Origin of the sequence: Pseudomonas sp. FW300-N2F2, from assembly GCF_017351655.1 — a bacterium.
Lineage (GTDB): Bacteria > Pseudomonadota > Gammaproteobacteria > Pseudomonadales > Pseudomonadaceae > Aquipseudomonas > Aquipseudomonas fluorescens_AA.
Genome location: NZ_JACNDQ010000001.1, coordinates 820,076 through 836,229, shown reverse-complemented (window position 1 = coordinate 836,229; position 16,154 = coordinate 820,076). Strand labels below are relative to the sequence as shown.

Here is a 16,154-nt window from a genome sequence, read left to right as displayed (position 1 = left end):
CGGTAAGTTGTGGCAGAACTTGATAGCGGGTGCCTGAATCGGTCTTTTCCGGTAGCATTCCCCAGAGTTTGACCCGCCTGGAAGCCCCCTAATGTCCGACCGCCTGACCCTGCTGCGTCCCGACGACTGGCATATTCATCTTCGCGATGGTGCTGTGTTGACCCATACCGTCGCCGATGTCGCGCGCACCTTCGGGCGCGCAATCATCATGCCTAACCTGGTTCCGCCCGTGCGCAACGCCGCCGAGGCCGATGGCTATCGCCAGCGTATCCTCGCCGCCCGTCCGGCTGGCAGCCGCTTCGAACCGCTGATGGTGCTTTACCTCACCGACCGCACCCAGCCCGAAGAGATTCGCGACGCCAAGGCCAGCGGTTTTGTCCATGCCGCCAAGCTGTATCCCGCCGGCGCGACGACCAACTCCGATTCCGGTGTCACCAGCATCGACAAGATCTTCCCGGCGCTGGAGGCCATGGCCGAAGTCGGCATGCCGTTGTTGATCCATGGTGAGGTTACCCGGGGCGACGTCGATGTGTTCGACCGCGAGAAAATCTTCATCGACGAACACATGCGCCGCGTCGTGGAGCGTTTCCCGACCCTCAAGGTGGTGTTCGAACACATCACCACCGGCGATGCCGTGCAGTTCGTCAACGAGGCCCCGGCCAACGTCGGCGCGACCATTACCGCCCACCACCTGCTGTACAACCGCAACCACATGCTGGTGGGCGGGATCCGGCCGCACTTCTATTGCCTGCCGATCCTCAAGCGCAATACCCACCAGGAAGCCTTGCTGGACGCCGCCACCAGCGGCAGCGCCAAGTTTTTCCTCGGCACCGACTCGGCGCCCCACGCCCGTCACGCCAAGGAAGCGGCCTGCGGTTGCGCCGGCTGCTACACCGCCTATGCCGCCATCGAGATGTACGCCGAGGCGTTCGAACAGCGCAATGCGCTGGAAAAACTCGAAGGCTTCGCCAGCCTGCATGGCCCGCGTTTCTATGGCCTGCCGGTGAACACCGACCGTATTACCCTGGTCCGTGACGAATGGACCGCCCCTGTCAGCCTGCCCTTCGGCGAGCAGACCGTCATCCCGCTGCGCGCCGGTGAAAAACTGCGCTGGCGCCTGCTGGAGGAAAACGCGTGAGTGAAGATCATTTCGACGACGAACTGGACGGCAACGGTGGTTCGGGCAGCGCCCGTCACCCCATGGCCGCGCGGTTCCGTGGTTATCTGCCGGTCGTCGTCGATGTAGAAACCGGTGGTTTCAATTCCGCCACCGACGCCTTGCTGGAAATCGCCGCGACCACCATCGGCATGGACGAAAAAGGCTTTGTGTTCCCTGACCACACCTATTTCTTCCGTGTCGAACCGTTCGAGGGCGCCAACGTCGAAGCGGCGGCTTTGGAGTTCACCGGGATCAAGCTCGATCACCCGTTGCGCATGGCGGTCAGCGAAGAAACGGCCCTGACCGACATCTTCCGTGGTGTGCGCAAGGCGCTCAAGGCCAACGGTTGCAAGCGCGCGATCCTGGTCGGCCACAACAGCAGCTTCGACCTGGGCTTCCTCAACGCCGCCGTCGCGCGCCTGGACATGAAGCGCAACCCGTTCCACCCGTTCTCCAGCTTCGATACCGCGACCCTGGCTGGCCTGGCGTATGGCCAGACCGTCCTGGCCAAGGCGTGCCAGGCAGCCGACATCGATTTCGATGGCCGTGAGGCGCACTCGGCCCGCTACGACACCGAGAAGACCGCCGAGCTGTTCTGCGGCATCGTCAACCGGTGGAAAGAGATGGGCGGCTGGCAGGATTTCGACGACTGACAACAAGCTGGTGTGGTTCTTGTGTGGCGAGGGAGCTTGCTCCCGCTGGGTGGCGTAGCCGCCCCAAGATGTTGTGAGCGCTGCGCACTCAAGCGGGAGCAAGCTCCCTCGCCACAGGACTGTATTCTGCTTTGGAACACCCATAAAAAAACCGGCCCATCGAGGGCCGGTTTTTTTATGCCTGAATGCGCTTACAGCTTGTCGCTGTGCTCGCCCAGGTAAGCGGCAACGCCTTCAGGCGATGCGGTCATGCCCTTGTCGCCTTTTTTCCAGTTGGCCGGGCAGACTTCGCCGTGCTCTTCGTGGAATTGCAGCGCGTCGACCAGACGGATCAGCTCTTCCATGTTACGGCCCAGCGGCAGGTCGTTGATGATCTGCGAACGGACAACGCCCTTGTCGTCGATCAGGAAGGCGCCACGGAAGGCCACGCCGCCTTCGGACTCGACGTCGTAGGCCTTGGCGATTTCGTGCTTCATGTCGGCAGCCATGGTGTATTTCACCTGACCGATACCGCCATTGTTGATCGGGGTGTTGCGCCAGGCGTTGTGAGTGAAGTGCGAGTCGATCGAAACAGCGACCACTTCAACGTTACGGGCCTTGAAGTCGTCCATGCGGTGATCCAGTGCGATCAGCTCGGATGGGCAGACGAAGGTGAAGTCCAGCGGATAGAAGAACACCAGGCCGTATTTGCCTTTGATGGCCGAGGACAGGGTGAAGCTGTCGACGATTTCGCCGTTGCCAAGCACGGCTGGCACGGTGAAGTCAGGGGCTTGTTTGCCTACGAGTACGCTCATTGGATATCTCCTGATGTAATTAGCGTGAAAACAAAGTCCGGGCCAGCCTGCCACCCTCAGGCGACAGCCCTGTGACACGAACCCGCTTGCAAGGGCCGACCATCATACACCGCGCATTTGGACTGTCTTCAACGGTTTTTCGGTGGTATCGAAAAATCGCCGCCCCGCTGCGTGCCGCCTTCGTTGTCCAAGGAAAAAACCGTTCGTCAGCCTGGCATCGCTCTGGCGCAAGACCTTTAGAAACCACTTTGACAATCATTCTCGTTAACATTAAGATCCGTCTCAATTGAGTCACAACCAGCGACGGTTCTCACTTATGTATGTATGCCTCTGCACTGGCGTCACCGACGGACAAATCCGCGAAGCGATCTATGAAGGTTGCTGCAGCTATCGCGAAGTCCGCCAGGCCACCGGCGTAGCCAGCCAATGCGGCAAATGTGCCTGCCTGGCCAAGGAAGTGGTGCGTGAAACCCTCGCCAAGGTGCAAACGGCACAGGCCTCGATCCCCTACCCGGTAGAATTTACTGCCGCGTAAAGACAGCTTTTCAAGGAACCGGACTCGATGTCCGGTTTTTTTATGCCTGTAAATCAAATGCTTAGCGTCCAGACGCGGAACACAAACATTCTTATTCCGATTAATTTTCATTTATTATTCAATAACTTAGGTTTGACACTGGTAAATACGCGGCTCAAACTCTGCCCTATACACAGCTATTACAGGGCAGGCCTCATCATGAAAGGCGACATTACAGTCATCCAGCATCTCAACAAGATCCTTGCCAATGAGCTGGTCGCGATCAACCAATACTTCCTGCATGCACGCATGTACGAGGATTGGGGCCTGAACAAGCTGGGCAAGCACGAGTACCACGAGTCCATCGACGAGATGAAACACGCGGACAAGCTGATCAAGCGCATCCTGTTTCTCGAAGGCCTGCCGAACGTCCAGGACCTGGGCAAGCTGCACATTGGCGAACACACCCGGGAAATGCTCGAGTGCGACCTGCGCATCGAGCGCACCGGCCACGCCGACCTGAAGGCCGCCATCGCCCATTGCGAAAGCGTTGGCGACTTCGGTAGCCGTGAACTGCTGGAAGACATCCTCGAATCCGAGGAAGAGCACATCGACTGGCTGGAAACCCAACTGGGCCTGATCGACAAAGTCGGTCTTGAGAACTACCTGCAATCGCAGATGGGCGAAGAGTAACCTTCCCCGGCAGACAGCCACTAAAAAGCCCCGCCCTCTTTCGAGAGGCGGGGCTTTTTATTGCCTGGATCTCCCAGGCCCTACCCAAACCACTGTGGGAGCGAGCTTGCTCGCGATAGCGGTGGATCAGATATAAAAATGCTGACTGACACTCCGCTATCGCGAGCAAGCTCGCTCCCACAAGGTTTCCCGTTCACCACAACCGGCGTGGTGAACAGGCTTCCATGGATCAGGCTTCGGTCTTGTTCGCGGACGCTTTTTCTACCGCTGCCTTGATCGTGGCCTGCAAAGAACCGTCGGCGGCCATCTCGGTCATGATGTCGCTACCACCGACCAGCTCACCGCCCACCCACAATTGCGGGAAGGTTGGCCAGTTGGCGTACTTGGGCAGGTTGGCGCGGATTTCCGGGTTCTGCAGGATGTCCACGTAGGCAAACTTCTCGCCACACGCCATCACAGCCTGAGCAGCCTTGGCCGAGAAACCGCACTGTGGCGCGTTCGGCGAGCCTTTCATGTAAAGCAGGATGGTGTTGTTGGCAATCTGGTCTTTAATCGTTTCGATGATATCCACGGAGCACCTCGGCTTAAACTTTGCGACGTCAGTTGTCGACACGGTGGCGCATTGTAACGGAAAGCAGAACGTGCTGCTCAGAGACAATTTTACGCAGTCGCCACCTTCACCGGTACACCGTTGAGCGCCGCGTTGCCGGACAACTCATCGAGCTGGCAATCATCGGTCAGGTCATTGGCGCTGGATCCCGGCTGCCCACTGGCAATGGTCATCTGCACGCCCGGCCGGGCATGCCCCCAGCCGTGGGGCAGGCTGACCACGCCTTTCATCATGTCCAGGCTGCCCAGTACCTCGACTTCGATGGCCCCCACCCGCGAGCTGACCGTCACGCGCTGCCCGTCGGCAAGGCCGCGGGAGGCGAGGTCATCCGGGTGCATCAGCAATTGATGACGCGGCTTGCCCTTCACCAGTCGATGGAAGTTATGCATCCAGGAGTTGTTGCTGCGCACATGGCGGCGGCCAATCATCAGCAACTCATCCGGTTCTGGCGCCTGCAACGCGGCAAAGCGCGCAAGGTCGGCGAGAATCACCGCCGGCGCGGCCTGCACCCGTTGGTTTTCGGTTTTCAAGCGTGGGGCCAGGTTGGGCTTGAGTGCGCCGAGGTCGATGCCATGGGGATGGTCGAACAAGGTCGCCAGAGACAGTTTGTGCGGCGAGGCATCGCCATACGCCCCGCTGCGCAGGCCAAGATCGATCATCTGCGCTGGCGGCATGGTTGGCTTGAGCGCCTTGCCGGTCCGGGCAGCGAAGGCCTTGGCCAGGCCGACAAAGATCTCCCAGTCGTGCAGCGCCCCCTCGGGCTTGGGCAGGATCGCCCGGTTGAAACGGGTCACGTTGCGCACCGCGAACAGGTTGAAAGTGGTGTCGTAATGATCGTTTTCCAGGGCCGAGGTCGAGGGCAGGATCAGGTCGGCGTAGCGGGTGGTTTCGTTGATGTACAGATCGACACTGACCATGAACTCCAGCCCATCCAGGGCCTGCTCCAACTGCCGCCCGTTGGGTGTAGACAGCACCGGGTTGCCGGCCACGGTGACCAGCGCCCGAATCTGGCCTTCGCCCTCGGTCAGCATCTCCTCGGCCAGGGCCGACACCGGCAGCTCCCCTGCGTACTCGGGACGCCCGGAGACCCGGCTCTGCCAACGATTGAAATGCCCGCCCGAGGTGGTCGCCACCAGGTCCACCGCCGGCTCGGTACACAGCGCACCGCCCACCCGATCCAGATTGCCGGTCACCAGGTTGATCACCTGGATCAGCCAGTGGCACAGCGTACCGAACGCCTGGGTCGACACCCCCATCCGCCCGTAGCACACCGCTGACGGGGCCGCGGCGAAGTCCCGGGCCAATTGCCGGATCTGCGCTGCTGGCACCGCACAGAGCGGGCTCATCGCTTCAGCCGTGAAAGCAGCAACGGCCGCGCGCACCTCGTCCAGACCGTCCACCGGCAGGTGGCTGTCACGGGTCAGGCCCTCGCTGAATAGAGTATTGAGCAAGCCAAACAGCAGCGCGGCATCGCCCCCGGGACGCACGAAGACATGCTGGTCGGCAATGGCCGCCGTTTCGCTGCGGCGCGGATCGACCACCACCACTTTGCCGCCACGGGCCTGGATCGCCTTGAGGCGCTTCTCCACGTCCGGCACGGTCATGATGCTGCCGTTGGAGGCCAATGGGTTGCCGCCCAGGATCAGCATGAAGTCGGTGTGATCGATGTCCGGAATCGGCAGTAGCAAGCCGTGGCCGTACATCAGGTGGCTGGTCAGGTGATGGGGCAGTTGGTCCACCGAGGTTGCCGAGAAACGGCTGCGGGTCTTCAACAGGCCCAGGAAATAGTTGCTATGGGTCATCAGCCCATAGTTATGCACGCTGGGGTTGCCCTGGTAGACCGCCACCGCGTTCTGGCCGTGGCGCGCCTGGATATCCGCCAGGCGCGCGGCCACCAACGCAAAGGCATCGTCCCAAGCGATGGGGTGCCATTCGTTGCCGATGCGCTGCATGGGTTGGCGCAGGCGGTCCGGATCGTTCTGGATATCCTGCAGGGCCACTGCCTTGGGGCAGATGTGACCGCGACTGAAGGTGTCCAGCGCATCGCCCTTGATCGAGGTGATGGCCAGGCCCTGGCCGTCGGTTTCGGTGGTTTCGAGGGTCAAGCCGCAAATGGCTTCACACAGATGGCACGCACGGTGGTGGAGAGTCTTGGTCATGGCCAGTCTCTGTTTTATTCGTGGCGGGCACTTTCGGCCGCGGGAACAAAACTATGGCCCGTGCTTCCCGGCAGCGCCAGCGACGTTCGTCCTGTGAATTGCCGGGCATCAGGCCCGCCGATGAAGTGCCATCAAGGGCCCTCGGGGGGCGGTGCCAGGAGTTGGATTTCCTCGACGGTTTCCACCTCCTCCTGGGCGATGGGCACGCCGGTCAGTTCGCCAATCAATCGCCAATGCTCGTCGAGGCCGCTGCTGATCGTGGCCATGCGATCGATCATCCGGCGGCCGGCGGCCTTGGTCACTTCATCATCGCTGCGCAGCAATTCGAATGACATGGACGTCACCGATGCCGTCAGGTGGGTCAGCGAGCGTGCGGTCAGCCCCAGCAATTCCATCAATTGTCGCTCTTTCGAATCCATTTCGGGCTCCTGTGCCGCTGAGGCTCATTTATAACCCAGGCCTTTGCATTAGGAAATGTTTCACAACCACCAGCAGGCAGGCGCAAGAGTCGGAGGACACGGCACAAACCGCCTCCATCCACGGCACGCCCGCCGCGCTTGATTGCCAAGCCGAGCAGCGCCAGTGTACAAATGGGCCGCTGCAGTCAGGAAACCGGCCTCAAATACGCCATCGCATTCGCGTGATGGCTTCGCTGAAATCCCCAAAAACCGTAGCCCTATTGGTAAGACGCGACATTTAATTATAAGATCGCGCCTTCCCCTATTTCGTCGCCCCGTGCGGCTTTTGCCGCAGGTCTCGCCCGTTTTTTCATTAAACAAGGCTTTGAGCATCTGCGGTCAGTTACAAAAAGGTAGTCAATCATGAGCGCAAGGCACTTTCTCTCCCTGATGGATTTCACGCCCGATGAGTTGCTCGGCGTGATCCGTCGAGGCGTGGAGCTCAAGGACCTGCGTAATCGCGGCGTACTGTTCGAGCCCTTGAAAAACCGCGTGCTGGGGATGATCTTCGAGAAGTCATCGACCCGCACCCGCATCTCTTTCGAAGCCGGCATGATCCAACTGGGCGGCCAGGCGATTTTCCTGTCGCCCCGCGACACCCAACTGGGCCGTGGCGAACCCATCGGCGATTGCGCCATCGTCATGTCGAGCATGCTGGACGCAGTGATGATCCGTACCTTTGCCCACAGCACCCTGACCGAGTTCGCGGCCCATTCCCGCGTACCAGTGATCAACGGCCTGTCCGACGACCTGCACCCCTGCCAGTTGCTGGCCGACATGCAGACCTTCCTCGAGCACCGTGGCTCGATCCAGGGCAAGACCGTGGCCTGGATCGGCGATGGCAACAACATGTGCAACAGCTATATAGAAGCGGCGATGCAATTCGACTTCCAACTGCGCGTCGCCTGCCCCGAAGGTTTTGACCCCAATGCCGAGTTGCTGGCCAAGGCCGGGGACCGGGTGTCCATCGTCCGTGACCCGAAACTGGCCGTGGCCGGTGCGCACCTGGTGAGCACCGACGTCTGGACCTCCATGGGCCAGGAAGAAGAAACCGCCAGGCGCCTGGAGTTGTTCGCGCCACTGCAGGTCAACCGGGCCCTGCTCGACCTGGCGGATGCCGACGTGTTGTTCATGCACTGCCTGCCGGCCCACCGTGGCGAGGAGATCAGCATGGACCTGCTGGATGACCCGCGTTCGGTAGCCTGGGACCAGGCCGAGAATCGCCTGCATGCGCAAAAGGCCTTGCTCGAGTTCCTGGTCGAGCCGGCGTATCACCACGCATGAGCCACGCCCTGCTGCTGAACTTGCACAACCTGGCCTGCGGTTATCAGGACCAGCGGGTCGTGCAGAACCTCAACCTGCACCTCAATGCCGGTGATATCGGTTGCCTGCTCGGTTCGTCCGGGTGCGGCAAGACCACGACCTTGCGTGCCATTGCCGGCTTCGAACCGGTGCACGAGGGTGAAATCCAGTTGGCCGGGGAAACCATCTCCCGCGCCGGCTTCACCCTCGCCCCGGAAAAACGCCGCATCGGCATGGTGTTCCAGGACTACGCCCTGTTCCCCCACCTGAGCGTGGCCCAGAACATTGCCTTTGGCATTCGCAAGCATCCGAACAAGGACCGCGTCGTCGAAGAATTGCTGGAACTGGTCAACCTGAAACACCTGGGCAGCCGTTTTCCCCATGAACTGTCCGGCGGACAACAGCAGCGCGTGGCCCTGGCCCGTGCGCTGGCGCCGGAACCGCAGCTGCTGTTGCTCGATGAACCGTTCTCCAACCTCGATGGCGAGCTGCGCCGCAAGCTCAGCCATGAAGTGCGGGACATTCTCAAGGCCCGCGGCACCAGCGCGATCCTGGTCACCCACGACCAGGAAGAAGCCTTCGCCGTGAGTGACCATGTCGGCGTATTCAGGGAAGGTCGCCTGGAACAGTGGGATACGCCCTACAACCTGTATCACGAACCACTGACGCCATTCGTCGCCAGTTTCGTTGGCCAGGGCTACTTCATTCGCGGCCAGCTCGACAGCCCGGAATCGGTACAGACCGAGCTGGGCCTCCTGCGCGGCAACCGGGCCTACACCTGGCCCATCGGCGGCGCGGTGGACGTGCTGCTGCGGCCAGACGATATCGTCTACGCCCCGGACAGCCCGCTTACTGCCAGAATCGTTGGCAAGACCTTCCTGGGTGCTTCAACCTTGTATCGCCTGCAATTACCCACAGGTGCGCAACTGGAATCGATCTTCCCCAGCCATGCCGACCATCAGGTCGGAGCAGCCGTCGGCATCCGCGTGGCGGCTGAACACCTGGTGCTGTTCCAGGCCTCGGGCAGCACCGCGGCGCATATCCCACCAGTGGACAGCGGTGTGCGACGCTACAGCGCGGCCAGCTAATCATTGTGGGAGTGGACACATTCAGCATCGATGCAGGCTGAACCAACGCTATCGCGAGCAAGCTCGCTCCCACATGGGAATTTGCAGCAGGCACAAATCGACTGGTATCCACACATCCTGTGGGAGCGAGCTTGCTCGCGATGACATTGCCACATTCAGCATCAGTGCAGGCCGAACCACCGCTATCGCGAGCAAGCTCGCTCCCACATGGGAATTTGCATCAGGCACAAATCGACTGGCATCCACAAATCCTGTGGGAGCGAGCTTGCTCGCGATGACATTGCCACATTCAGCATCAGTGCAGGCCGAACCACCGCTATCGCGAGCAAGCGCGCTCCCACATGGAAATTTTCAACAGGCACAAATCGACTGGCATCCCACATGGGAATTTGCATCAGGCACAAATCGACTGGCATCCACACATCCTGTGGGAGCGAGCTTGCTCGCGATGACATAGCCACATTCAGCATCAGTGCAAGCTGAACCACCGCCATCGCGAGCAAGCTCGCTCCAACATGGGAAATTGCAGCAGGCACAAATCGACTGGCATCCACAAATCCTGTGGGAGCGAGCTTGCTCGCGATGACATTGCCACATTCAGCATCAGTGCAGGCCGAACCACCGCTATCACGAGCGAGCTCGCTCCCACATTCGATGTCATTGGCTTGAGTGCAGCATCAACGTCCCACTGGCCACCAACGTCGCGTTCCCGCCGATCTTCACCCGCTCACCCTCCAACCGGCAAAACAATACCCCACCCCTGGCCGAACACTGATAAGCCGTCAGTCCGTGCTTGCCCAGGCGCTTGGACCAATAGGGAATCAGGCTGCAGTGGGTCGAGCCGGTCACCGGGTCTTCGTTGATACCGATCGCCGGGGCAAAATAGCGCGAGACAAAATCATGCTTGCTCCCCGGCGCGGTGACGATAGCGCCGGGCCAGGGCAGTTTTGCCAGGACCACCATGTCCGGCTTGCAATCGAGCACCGCTTGCTCCGATTCCAGCACCACGAACAACTCGTTGGAACTCAGCACATCCACCGCCTCGACGCCCAAGGCACTCTGCACGGCCAGGGACACGCCCAACTCGGCAGGCACGACGGCCGGAAAATCCAACCACAGCCGATCACCCTCGCGCGTCACGCTCAACGAACCGGACCGGCAGATGAAATCCAGGCGCTCGACGGTTTCGTGATAGACCTCGAACAGCACATAAGCACTGGCCAACGTAGCGTGGCCACACAGCGGGACTTCGGTGGTGGGGGTGAACCAGCGGATATGCCAATGCTGACCTTCACGCACCAGGAACGCGGTTTCAGCCAGGTTATGCTCGGCGGCGATCTTCTGCATCAGGTCGTCGGCAAGCCAGCCGTCGAGCCGATAGACCATCGCCGGGTTACCGCCGAACGGCCGGTCACTGAACGCATCGACCTGATGAAACGCAAGTTGCATGGCACTTCTCCTTATTTTTCTGATGCGCCAGCATGGGGTGTAGCGACACGGCTTATCCAGTGACAGATCAGCAGAATTTTCACCCTACAGGCTGCGCAGCGGCCACCCTGCTCTATCAAGCTCGCCCGATATCAGCAAACACCGCCCCGGTGTGCTCCTTCAATACCGAAGGCGCCAACTCGACTTCCAACCCACGCCGCCCCGCACTGACGAACATGCTGGCGAGTGGCTGTGCGGAATTGTCGATAAACGTGCGCAAACGCTTCTTCTGCCCCAGCGGGCTGATACCGCCGAGCAAATAACCGGTCGAACGCTGCGCGGCGGCCGGGTCGGCCATCTCGACCTTCTTCACGCCGGCGGCGTGGGCCAGGCCTTTCAAATCCAGGCTCCCGGCCACGGGCACTACCGCCACCAACAGCTCACCTTTTTCACTGGCCGCCAACAACGTCTTGAACACCTGCGCCGGATCCAGCCCGAGCTTTTCCGCCGCCTCCAAGCCATAGGACGCAGCCTTGGGATCGTGTTCATAACTGTGGATGCGATGTTCGGCGCGTACTTTCTTAAGCAGATCCAACGCGGGTGTCATGACTGCTCCTGATAAGGAAATCAAAAAAGAGTGAGCGGATTCTAAGCCATCGTCTGCGAAAAGGCTTTGCGGCTGCACTGCTGCCTCTCTTGGGGCAGAGTCATTCACAGCACGAATAGTTGAAATGTGACCAGTGGTTCACTTTCGACCTTTGACACCAGCGTTTCTTGTCTATATTTTTTCGAAACTGAAAGCCACATTGCATGTCTCAAGCAGCAACCCGAGTTCAGGATGGGGATCCTGCCTCGATGGAAATCGCGCAATCGTGCTGTACCGAACGCGCTGCAAAACAACAAAAAACCGAGGTTTGAATGACAACTGCTTTACAACAGCCGTCCCTGTCCAGCCAATGCCTGGCGGAATTCCTGGGAACTGGCCTGCTGATTTTTTTCGGCACCGGCTGCGTCGCAGCGCTCAAGGTCGCGGGTGCGAGCTTTGGCTTGTGGGAAATCAGCCTCATCTGGGGCGTCGGCGTCAGCATGGCGATCTATCTGAGCGCGGGCATTTCCGGCGCCCACCTCAACCCCGCCGTCAGCATCGCCCTGTGCATGTTCACCGACTTCGAAAAGCGCAAGCTGCCTTTCTATATAGCGTCCCAAGTGACCGGTGCTTTCTGCGGCGCCCTTCTGGTCTACACGCTGTACAGCAATCTATTCTTCGATTTCGAACAGTCCCGGCACATGGTTCGCGGCACCGAAATGAGCCTCGAACTGGCTTCGGTGTTCTCCACCTACCCGCACGCGGCACTCTCCACTGGCCAAGCCTTCCTCGTGGAAGCGATCATCACCGCCATCCTGATGGGGGTGATCATGTCCCTGACCGATGACAACAACGGTTTGCCCCGTGGTCCACTGGCCCCCTTGTTGATAGGCCTGTTGATAGCCGTGATCGGCAGCTCCATGGGGCCGCTGACGGGCTTTGCGATGAACCCGGCGCGGGACTTCGGTCCTAAACTGATGACTTTCTTCGCAGGCTGGGGTGAAATTTCCCTCACGGGTGGACGTGACATCCCGTACTTCCTGGTTCCGATTTTTGCACCGATCGTGGGTGCGTGCCTCGGTGCTGCGGCCTATCGCGGGTTGATTGCCCGTCACCTGCCCAGCGCTGTAACAGCTACAAAGGATGCAGAACCGGCCATTGACGGCAAGCCCAGAACATCCTGAAACAGTCGGCGCAGGCCCTGCCATTCGAAGCCTGCGCCGTGGCTTCTTTTTACGTCTCCCTTTATGAAAGACCCGAGGCAATCGACATGACCGATATCCAGAACAAGAACTACATCATTGCCCTCGACCAGGGTACGACCAGCTCGCGCGCGATCATCTTCGACCGTGATGCCAATGTGGTCTGCACCGCCCAACGCGAATTCGCCCAGCACTACCCGCAGGCCGGCTGGGTCGAACACGACCCGATGGAAATCTTCGCCACCCAGAGTGCGGTCATGGTCGAAGCCCTGGCCCAGGCCGGCCTGCACCATGACCAGGTGGCTGCCATCGGCATCACCAACCAGCGGGAAACCACCGTGGTCTGGGACAAGACCACCGGCCGCCCGATCTACAACGCCATCGTCTGGCAGTGCCGCCGCAGTACCGAGATCTGCCAACAGCTCAAGCGCGACGGTCACGAGCAATACATCAGCCAAACCACCGGCCTGGTCACCGACCCGTACTTCTCCGGCACCAAGCTCAAGTGGATCCTGGACAACGTCGAAGGCAGCCGCGAGCGTGCCCGCAACGGTGAGCTGCTGTTCGGCACGGTCGATAGCTGGCTGATCTGGAAATTCACCGGTGGCAAGGTCCACGTCACCGACTACACCAACGCCTCGCGCACCCTGCTCTTCAACATTCACTCGCTGGAATGGGACGCGAAGATGCTCGAGATCCTCGACATCCCCCGGGAAATGCTCCCGGAAGTGAAGTCGTCCTCGGAAATCTATGGCCGCACCAAAAGCGGTATCGCCATCGGCGGCATCGCCGGCGACCAGCAGGCCGCCCTGTTCGGCCAGATGTGCGTGGAGCCGGGGCAGGCGAAAAATACCTACGGCACCGGCTGCTTCCTGCTGATGAACACCGGGAAAAAGGCCGTGAAATCCAATCACGGCATGCTCACCACCATCGCCTGCGGCCCCCGTGGCGAAGTGGCCTACGCCCTGGAAGGCGCTGTATTCAACGGCGGCTCCACCGTCCAATGGCTGCGCGATGAACTGAAGATCATCAACGACGCCCTGGATACCGAATACTTTGCCAACAAGGTCAAGGACAGCAACGGTGTGTACCTGGTGCCCGCCTTCACCGGCCTGGGCGCGCCGTATTGGGACCCCTATGCCCGTGGGGCACTGTTTGGCCTGACCCGCGGCGTACGGGTCGATCACATCATTCGCGCAGCACTGGAGTCGATTGCCTACCAGACCCGCGACGTACTCGACGCCATGCAACAGGATTCGGGTGAACGCCTCAGGGCCCTGCGCGTCGACGGTGGCGCGGTGGCGAACAACTTCCTGATGCAGTTCCAGGCCGACATCCTCGGCACCCAGGTCGAGCGGCCGAAAATGCGTGAAACCACAGCCCTGGGTGCGGCATACCTGGCCGGCCTGGCGTGCGGCTTCTGGGGCAGCCTGGAAGAACTGCGCGGCAAAGCGGTGATCGAGCGCGAATTCGAACCGCAACTGGACGAGCCGGCGAAAGAAAAACTCTATGCCGGTTGGCAGAAAGCGGTCAGCCGCACCCGCGATTGGGAGCCCCACGAAGACGCTGAATAAGCCTGACAAGGTTCTGAAACTGGTCGGGATCGGATTCCTGCGGCATCATGGGCAAATTTTGTACGGCAGCCCAAAGGAAGCCCCATGAATCTGCCTCCCCGCCAGCAGCAAATCCTCGAACTGGTCCGCGAACGCGGCTACGTCAGCATCGAGGAAATGGCGCAGTTATTCGTCGTCACCCCGCAAACCATCCGCCGCGACATCAACCAACTGGCGGAAGTGAACCTGCTGCGCCGCTACCACGGCGGCGCCGCCTACGATTCAAGCGTGGAAAACACCGCCTACGCCATGCGCGCCGACCAGATGCGCGACGAAAAACAACGCATCGCCGAAGCCATCGCCGCCCAGATCCCCGATCACGCCTCGCTATTCATCAACATTGGCACCACCACCGAATCCATCGCCCGGGCCCTGCTCAATCACAACCACCTGAAGGTCATCACCAACAACCTGCACGTGGCTTCGATCCTCAGCGCCAAGGACGACTTCGAAGTCCTGATCGCCGGCGGCAACGTACGGCGTGACGGCGGCGTGGTGGGCCAGGCCAGCGTCGACTTCATCAACCAGTTCAAGGTCGACTTCGCCCTGGTGGGCATCAGCGGGATCGATGAAGACGGCAGCCTGTTGGACTTCGACTACCAGGAAGTGCGGGTTTCCCAAGCCATCATCGCCAACGCCCGGCAAGTGCTGTTGGCCGCGGACTCCAGCAAGTTCGGACGCAATGCCATGGTCCGCCTGGGCCCCATCAGCCTGATCGATTGCCTGGTGACCGACCAGCAACCGGTGCCGGCCCTGGCGCAGTTGTTGAGCCAGCACAAGATTCGGCTGGAGGTGGTCTGACTGCCATCTATCCCTCCAGCGTTACGGGCCTGAAAATTCTGCTAGTTTGAAAGTAGCCAAGCTGTCGAATACCAGATTTGCTGACAGACCCTGACATTGGGTTTGTGCCCTCTCATTCCTGCGTTCGTTTGGAGATCCGCTGCGCACCAGCCGAGCGGGCGTTAACCAAATGACCACGGCACGTAGTAGCTGCCATAACTTGAGTGTGTGGAGCTACTACTATGAACGATCCGATAAAAAGCCTGCGTTATCTTCCCGGCATCCATCTTCTTGATCGTCCGATGGTCATGGACGTCCCTCCAGAGTCGGGGGTGCTGGATTTGCCCGCGGTTCCCGACTCAGGGGTTGTGGTCCGCGTGGCGGTCTATCCGGAAATGGCAAAAAACGACACAGTCCAGCTGTTATGGCGAGGCAGTCATGAAGCGAGCAGTTACTACACGAAGTTATCCGTAAGAGATACGGAGCGCTTTCTGGATTTCATTGTGCCCAAGAGCGTTCTACTGGCAGACCCAGGCACGCCTGCGGGAGGTGATATAGCGCGCCCTCAGGTCAGCTACGAGGTTTTTCCGGCTTCCGGTGGTACGAAGAAGGAGTCGGCGATTACCGGACTGTATTTTGTAGTCTCCTGGGCATCAACCCCGTCGAACCCACCTCCTACTGTGCCCGCGGCAGCTGATGGCCTGCTGGACCCGGACCAGATCGCCGCCCCCGGGCTCACTGTTCTTTTCCCCCGACTTGTGGTTATTGACGCTCGATGGACAAGCTATGGACGCGACGGCAGAGTGATCTATATGGAGCGCTTTGGGGTAGGCCCTGATCTCTCTGTAGTCATTGTTCGCCCTATCCTGGACCTGACCGAGGATGGCGGAGAAGTACGCATTACCTACTACACGGGTAATGATGAAAACGTTCTCATACATTCGCTTTCCGCCGTCCTACAAGTCAGCCGCAGTTGATACCAAGCAAGCCCCGGCGATGCGCTATCCGTGTCGCCGGTGCCATTTCCCCAAGCCTGCCCCCACGCCCTAATTTCTTCGAAAATTTTCCTTTCACTTTCCTTTGATCAGTATTTTCAATCAAAGACGGCTGGCTGT

The 16,154-nt window shown here is 60.1% G+C and carries 16 protein-coding genes; 10 read left to right on the top strand and 6 right to left on the bottom strand.

The genetic code is table 11. The features are described from left to right. Positions 1–91 precede the first annotated feature (91 nt). Both pyrC and rnt read left to right on the top strand, forming a co-directional pair. Positions 92–1,138: a dihydroorotase gene (pyrC, locus tag J4E63_RS03860; RefSeq protein WP_060740940.1), complete on the top strand. Its 1,047-nt coding sequence runs from the start codon at positions 92–94 to the stop codon at positions 1,136–1,138. Beyond that, entirely contained in the window at positions 1,135–1,812 is a 678-nt protein-coding gene (rnt, locus tag J4E63_RS03855; protein WP_043042813.1) for a ribonuclease T, read from the top strand. Before pyrC ends, rnt begins: the two co-directional genes overlap by 4 nt. 191 nt (positions 1,813–2,003) lie before the next feature. Here the strand turns inward: rnt and J4E63_RS03850 are convergent, their stop codons facing one another. Beyond that, a complete protein-coding gene (locus J4E63_RS03850) occupies positions 2,004–2,606 on the bottom strand; it encodes a peroxiredoxin (RefSeq protein ID WP_003204949.1) in 603 nt (200 codons plus the stop codon). A 316-nt stretch (positions 2,607–2,922) separates the two neighbouring features. On the opposite strand from J4E63_RS03850, the gene J4E63_RS03845 reads away from it, so the two are divergent. Both J4E63_RS03845 and bfr read left to right on the top strand, forming a co-directional pair. Beyond that, complete coding sequence (locus tag J4E63_RS03845) at positions 2,923–3,141, top strand: bacterioferritin-associated ferredoxin (protein WP_003178704.1); 219 nt, start codon at positions 2,923–2,925, stop codon at positions 3,139–3,141. A gap of 198 nt (positions 3,142–3,339) precedes the next feature. Continuing rightward, entirely contained in the window at positions 3,340–3,813 is a 474-nt protein-coding gene (gene bfr / locus J4E63_RS03840) for a bacterioferritin (protein WP_003178701.1), read from the top strand. Positions 3,814–4,042: 229 nt separating this feature from the next. Here bfr and grxD read toward each other — a convergent pair whose 3' ends face one another. From grxD to J4E63_RS03825, 3 genes are all read right to left on the bottom strand, one after another. Next, positions 4,043–4,384, bottom strand: a complete 342-nt coding sequence (gene grxD / locus J4E63_RS03835) for a Grx4 family monothiol glutaredoxin (protein ID WP_060740939.1) — start codon at positions 4,382–4,384, stop codon at positions 4,043–4,045. Between the two features lie 89 nt (positions 4,385–4,473). Next, positions 4,474–6,582 carry a molybdopterin oxidoreductase family protein gene (locus J4E63_RS03830; RefSeq protein WP_207281161.1) on the bottom strand — a complete coding sequence of 703 codons (2,109 nt, stop codon included), beginning with the start codon at positions 6,580–6,582 and terminating at the stop codon, positions 4,474–4,476. Between the two features lie 131 nt (positions 6,583–6,713). After that, complete coding sequence (locus J4E63_RS03825) at positions 6,714–7,001, bottom strand: hypothetical protein (protein ID WP_060740937.1); 288 nt, start codon at positions 6,999–7,001, stop codon at positions 6,714–6,716. 402 nt (positions 7,002–7,403) lie between these two features. Here J4E63_RS03825 and argF point away from each other — a divergent pair, with 402 nt between their 5' ends. Both argF and J4E63_RS03815 read left to right on the top strand, forming a co-directional pair. Further along, on the top strand, positions 7,404–8,324 hold the full coding sequence (gene argF / locus J4E63_RS03820; RefSeq protein WP_060740936.1) for an ornithine carbamoyltransferase: 921 nt from the start codon (positions 7,404–7,406) through the stop codon (positions 8,322–8,324). Next, positions 8,321–9,430: an ABC transporter ATP-binding protein gene (locus J4E63_RS03815; protein WP_072408713.1), complete on the top strand. Its 1,110-nt coding sequence runs from the start codon at positions 8,321–8,323 to the stop codon at positions 9,428–9,430. The genes argF and J4E63_RS03815 overlap by 4 nt, the downstream gene beginning before the upstream one ends. A gap of 657 nt (positions 9,431–10,087) precedes the next feature. On the opposite strand, the gene J4E63_RS03810 is transcribed toward J4E63_RS03815, so the two are convergent. Next, positions 10,088–10,879 (bottom strand): PhzF family phenazine biosynthesis protein, encoded by a 792-nt coding sequence (locus J4E63_RS03810; RefSeq protein ID WP_207281160.1) that lies wholly within the window; start codon positions 10,877–10,879, stop codon positions 10,088–10,090. Positions 10,880–10,994: 115 nt separating this feature from the next. Beyond that, positions 10,995–11,465 (bottom strand): Cys-tRNA(Pro) deacylase, encoded by a 471-nt coding sequence (gene ybaK / locus J4E63_RS03805; protein ID WP_092201538.1) that lies wholly within the window; start codon positions 11,463–11,465, stop codon positions 10,995–10,997. Positions 11,466–11,776: 311 nt separating this feature from the next. On the opposite strand from ybaK, the gene J4E63_RS03800 reads away from it, so the two are divergent. From J4E63_RS03800 to J4E63_RS03785, 4 genes are all read left to right on the top strand, one after another. Then, on the top strand, positions 11,777–12,628 hold the full coding sequence (locus J4E63_RS03800) for an MIP/aquaporin family protein (protein ID WP_060740932.1): 852 nt from the start codon (positions 11,777–11,779) through the stop codon (positions 12,626–12,628). Positions 12,629–12,714: 86 nt separating this feature from the next. Beyond that, positions 12,715–14,220: a glycerol kinase GlpK gene (gene glpK / locus J4E63_RS03795; protein ID WP_192261166.1), complete on the top strand. Its 1,506-nt coding sequence runs from the start codon at positions 12,715–12,717 to the stop codon at positions 14,218–14,220. A gap of 84 nt (positions 14,221–14,304) precedes the next feature. Then, positions 14,305–15,060 carry a DeoR/GlpR family transcriptional regulator gene (locus J4E63_RS03790; RefSeq protein ID WP_003204973.1) on the top strand — a complete coding sequence of 252 codons (756 nt, stop codon included), beginning with the start codon at positions 14,305–14,307 and terminating at the stop codon, positions 15,058–15,060. A 221-nt stretch (positions 15,061–15,281) separates the two neighbouring features. Further along, positions 15,282–16,016: a hypothetical protein gene (locus tag J4E63_RS03785; protein ID WP_103308474.1), complete on the top strand. Its 735-nt coding sequence runs from the start codon at positions 15,282–15,284 to the stop codon at positions 16,014–16,016. Positions 16,017–16,154 lie beyond the last annotated feature (138 nt).

Coding starts and splice junctions, on each gene's coding strand:
- pyrC (WP_060740940.1), top strand. CDS start 92: ATGTCCGACCGCCTGACCCTGCTGCGTCCCGACGACTGGCATATTCAT.
- J4E63_RS03850 (WP_003204949.1), bottom strand. CDS start 2,606: ATGAGCGTACTCGTAGGCAAACAAGCCCCTGACTTCACCGTGCCAGCC.
- J4E63_RS03845 (WP_003178704.1), top strand. CDS start 2,923: ATGTATGTATGCCTCTGCACTGGCGTCACCGACGGACAAATCCGCGAA.
- bfr (WP_003178701.1), top strand. CDS start 3,340: ATGAAAGGCGACATTACAGTCATCCAGCATCTCAACAAGATCCTTGCC.
- J4E63_RS03830 (WP_207281161.1), bottom strand. CDS start 6,582: ATGACCAAGACTCTCCACCACCGTGCGTGCCATCTGTGTGAAGCCATT.
- J4E63_RS03825 (WP_060740937.1), bottom strand. CDS start 7,001: ATGGATTCGAAAGAGCGACAATTGATGGAATTGCTGGGGCTGACCGCA.
- argF (WP_060740936.1), top strand. CDS start 7,404: ATGAGCGCAAGGCACTTTCTCTCCCTGATGGATTTCACGCCCGATGAG.
- J4E63_RS03815 (WP_072408713.1), top strand. CDS start 8,321: ATGAGCCACGCCCTGCTGCTGAACTTGCACAACCTGGCCTGCGGTTAT.
- J4E63_RS03810 (WP_207281160.1), bottom strand. CDS start 10,879: ATGCAACTTGCGTTTCATCAGGTCGATGCGTTCAGTGACCGGCCGTTC.
- ybaK (WP_092201538.1), bottom strand. CDS start 11,465: ATGACACCCGCGTTGGATCTGCTTAAGAAAGTACGCGCCGAACATCGC.
- J4E63_RS03800 (WP_060740932.1), top strand. CDS start 11,777: ATGACAACTGCTTTACAACAGCCGTCCCTGTCCAGCCAATGCCTGGCG.
- glpK (WP_192261166.1), top strand. CDS start 12,715: ATGACCGATATCCAGAACAAGAACTACATCATTGCCCTCGACCAGGGT.
- J4E63_RS03790 (WP_003204973.1), top strand. CDS start 14,305: ATGAATCTGCCTCCCCGCCAGCAGCAAATCCTCGAACTGGTCCGCGAA.
- J4E63_RS03785 (WP_103308474.1), top strand. CDS start 15,282: ATGAACGATCCGATAAAAAGCCTGCGTTATCTTCCCGGCATCCATCTT.